At 55.6% G+C, this 2,887-nt stretch carries 2 protein-coding genes; one reads left to right on the top strand and one right to left on the bottom strand.

Translation table 11 applies throughout. From position 1 onward, the window contains the following. Positions 1–828: 828 nt before the first annotated feature. Positions 829–1,830, bottom strand: a complete 1,002-nt coding sequence (locus GYA94_RS24260; RefSeq protein WP_161893255.1) for an RHS repeat-associated core domain-containing protein — start codon at positions 1,828–1,830, stop codon at positions 829–831. Between the two features lie 202 nt (positions 1,831–2,032). On the opposite strand from GYA94_RS24260, the gene GYA94_RS24255 reads away from it, so the two are divergent. Further along, the gene (locus GYA94_RS24255; RefSeq protein ID WP_110679342.1) at positions 2,033–2,599 is read left to right on the top strand and encodes a DUF2780 domain-containing protein; all 567 of its coding nucleotides are present in this window, start codon (positions 2,033–2,035) and stop codon (positions 2,597–2,599) included. Positions 2,600–2,887 lie beyond the last annotated feature (288 nt).

The following is a 2,887-nucleotide window of genomic DNA, read 5'->3' as shown; positions in this document are numbered from 1 at the left end:
GGTTTATGGAGCGGATACGAATGATCGGGCAGTTCGCGCCGTTGTTGCTGCAGTACCTGGGCAGTTTTTGGACGACGCCAGCGCCGTTGGCTCAGCCTTCGGTCTGATGGCTCTTTAGCGCCAGGGCTGGCATCACCGCCGTTTAAATCTGGCGCTGTACTTGTAGGAGCGGCCTTGTGTCGCGAAAGGGCCGCGCAGCGGCCCCGGCAATCTTCGACGCGAAGCTGAAATCCTGGGGCCGCTTCGCGCCCCTTTCGCGACACAAGGCCGCTCCTACAAGCGACCGCGCAAGCCCGGGAAAGCGGAGTCAGGCTGTTTCTGTGAAGTCCACCAGGCGCACCGGGGGCCGGAAGGGTACAAGTACCGAGCCTGGCGACTTGGGTTGCAGCAGCACCGCCTGTTGCGCGACCGTTTGCGCACACAGGGCGTACTCCGCGGCCTGAATGAGCGTGTCTACTAATGAATGGTAAGTGTGGGGTGGATCAGGGACGAGGTTAAGCATGCTGGATGACCTCTGATGCCACCACCGGCCTGCTGTTAAACAAGAGGGAGGCTATGTACATGGGTTGACAGACCGGTAGTCAACCAAAACCCGGCGCACATGAGTGCCCTGTGCACAGCTGCAATAACGGCAAAAGCCATGTGGTTGAAGAGTGCGGCCTGTCAAAGCCGGTCGCTGATTCCGCATTGACCGCCTGAGACTAGAACCTCCGTAGACGACCATGGATGAAATCGTGAACGCTCGGGACAATCGGTAGCTGGGCTGTAGAAGATAAAGAAAAATTCTGTCTATTTTTTGCTCAGGGTCGGGTGGCCGGCAGTGCTTGTTTAGTAGTTCTTCAGGTCTCGTATGCGCCGTTGAATTATTTGTGCGCCTGTGTAGATCACTTCGTCGATCATGTAAAGCTTGCCTACTTTGTATCGCCTTGCGGTGTTCATTGTTAATTTGCTTTTTACACGTCCGTGGTTTTGACTTATAAGGCTTTCATTTACTGAATACACCGTGATTTCAAAATCGTTACCTTCAAATGGGCTGAGGTTGGCGCGTCGCTTTGCAGCTGCGGCCCATGATTCAGTGCGAATTGCGGGATCTATCTTTTCAATTGCGCTGAAATCGGCAAATCCGATAGTGTTGCCCGAGCTGGAATTTACGGAAAGTCGCTTTACTGAAGTGGGTGGGGTAAGAGAAATCATAGAGCGCGTACCAATGCTCTCGGCGCGGTATGAAGTGCGCGGTGTAGACTCTCCCCAGTTAATTTTCATCCCGCTGGCAGAGTCAAAGAGCCGGCCAGCTATAGATGGATCGGCGGTTGTGGGAGACTGCCGTGGGCGCCTCAGGCCAAGCATATTGCCTAAACCTTTGAGCATCCTCATGAAAATGCCGCTATGCCCGCTTGGGTCGGTGATATTTACTGGGTCGCCATAGCAATAAGTATAAGCGTTCCATCCACCTAGCCCAAATGGACTGATATTATCAGGGCTGTTGAAGCGACGAAGCGTTGAGCTGAACGCTCTGTAGCCGGCGCCTAATACATAATTTCGACATATGGGGTCAAAATATTCGCCATTGAATCCTTTTAGCGTGTTGATGGACGGAAGCGTTGAAGCATATCCATAGGTCGTATAGTTGTGCAGTTCGCGATCAGAGGTACTGTGCTCACGTATTACAGAGCCATTTTCGTCGACTGCAAGTATGTGAACGCCATGAGCGTTGTGCTCAGCAAGGCATCGTTTTGAAACGGAAAATAATCTGCGAGAGTTAATTTCCGTTATCACATTTACAATTTGATTTTCTCTGTAGAAAAGATCGCTTGTCGATTTTTTTCTCATGACAGAGTCCGTGTGGTTGAACAGTTCTGAAGCTGGAGTATTGGGTACTCTCACATTATTGGCTACTGACAAAAATGACAGGTAGATTTCGCCGAGAGGCGGCAATGAATGGCCAGCAGACAATCTGCCTGGAACAAACCCTTCCCGCTCTAGTAAAACACCTCGTTTCCCAGGCCATCCCGGCCCACGACAGTCCCTCCCAATGAAAGCATTCACCCTGTTAACCCTGGCCGCAAGCCCGGTGTTCGCCTTCAACCTCGGCGACGCCGCCAACGCCGTATCCGCCATGCAGAACCAGCAACAGCAAGGCCAGGTACAGGCGCCCCAGGCGCAGGCCGATTTGCTCAACACCCTGGGCAGCCAGTTGAACATTACCCCCGAACAGGCCGTGGGCGGGGCGGGGGCCATGCTGGGTTTGGCACGCAACAGCCTGAGCAGTGAGGACTATGGCCAGCTGACCAAGGCGGTACCGGGCCTGGACCTGTTGTCGGGCGCCAATGCCCTGGGCGGGCTAAGTGGCTTGGGGGATTTGCTGGGCAGCAACAAGGGTAGCCAGTCGGCCCTCGACAAGGCATTGGGTAACGACGTGCAGAACCGCAGCGACCTGGACAATGCCTTCAAAGCCCTGGGCATGGATACCGGAATGATCGGGCAGTTCGCGCCTTTGTTGCTGCAGTACCTGGGGCAGCAGGGGATTGCTGGTTCGTTGCTGCAGAACCTGGGGAGTTTGTGGACCACGCCAGCGCCGTTGGCTCAGCCTTCGGTCTGATGGTTCTTTAGCGCCAGGGCTGGCATCACCGCCGTTGAAAGCTGGCGCGGTCGCTGGTAGGAGCGGCCTTGTGTCGCGAAAGGGCTGCGCAGCGGCCCCAGGATTTCAGCTTCGCGTCAAAGATTGCCGGGGCCGCTGCGCGCCCCTTTCGCGACACAAGGCCGCTCCTACAAGCGACCGCGCAAGCCCGGGAAAGCGGAGTCAAGCCCAGGACACCGGAGTCAGGCTGTTTTCTGTGAAGTCCACCAGGCGCACCGGGCGGCGGAAGCCGTAACCGCTCCATAAACC

It is taken from the genome of Pseudomonas juntendi (genome assembly GCF_009932375.1).
Lineage (GTDB): Bacteria > Pseudomonadota > Gammaproteobacteria > Pseudomonadales > Pseudomonadaceae > Aquipseudomonas > Aquipseudomonas juntendi.
The sequence above is the reverse complement of the archived record's forward strand: the minus strand, read 5'-3'. Positions and strand labels throughout refer to the sequence as shown.